We start from the raw sequence: 594 nt of genomic DNA, 5'->3' as shown, positions 1-594 counted from the left end.
TTGGCGGCCAGCACGGGCGCGAAGGCTTTCGCGACGCGCAGCGGCCCGAACGCCACGATCCCGAAGACGCGCTCGACCTCCTGCTGATCGTCCTGCAGCAGCGGTCCGAACGTCATGATGCCGGCGTTGTTGACGACGACGCTGACGTCGGTAGCGACCCGGGCGAGCTCAGCGGCGGCCTGCGGGTCCTCCAGCTCGAACGCCAGCGGGACGATCCTCGGGTCGGTGTCCGGTGACGGCGTGCGCGAGGTGACGTACACCTTCGCGGCTCCCGCCCGCAGCAGCTCCTGCGCGATCTCCTTGCCCAGGCCTCGCTGTCCACCCGTGACCAGGACGGTCGCTCCGCTGACGGTTGCCATCTCGTACTCCGTTCGATGAGCGCGCTCGGCCCATTGTGACCGAGGCGTAAGGCTATTTGCCTCTGTCAAGCATGCTGGCTTCCTTGACTGAAGTCAAGTAGTCTTTGGCTATGTCATGGACGGCGACCGAGAGGTTCGAGGCACGCTCAGGCCCGGGCGGCCTCGCGCTGGTACAGGATCTGGTCAACACCCATGCCGTCGAACGCGACGGAGCCGACCTGCTCGCCGATCACGC

1 protein-coding gene is annotated in these 594 nt (G+C 66.8%); it reads right to left on the bottom strand.

All coding sequences use genetic code 11. The features are described from left to right. The coding region (locus CAY82_RS27450) for an SDR family NAD(P)-dependent oxidoreductase (protein ID WP_140399162.1) at positions 1-359 on the bottom strand (359 nt) is incomplete at its 3' end. Positions 360-594 lie beyond the last annotated feature (235 nt).

The organism is Pseudomonas sp. SID14000, from assembly GCF_002165135.1.
Taxonomy (GTDB): domain Bacteria; phylum Pseudomonadota; class Gammaproteobacteria; order Pseudomonadales; family Pseudomonadaceae; genus Aquipseudomonas.
Note: the sequence above shows the minus strand (reverse complement) of the source record. Positions and strands in the feature narration are given on the sequence as shown.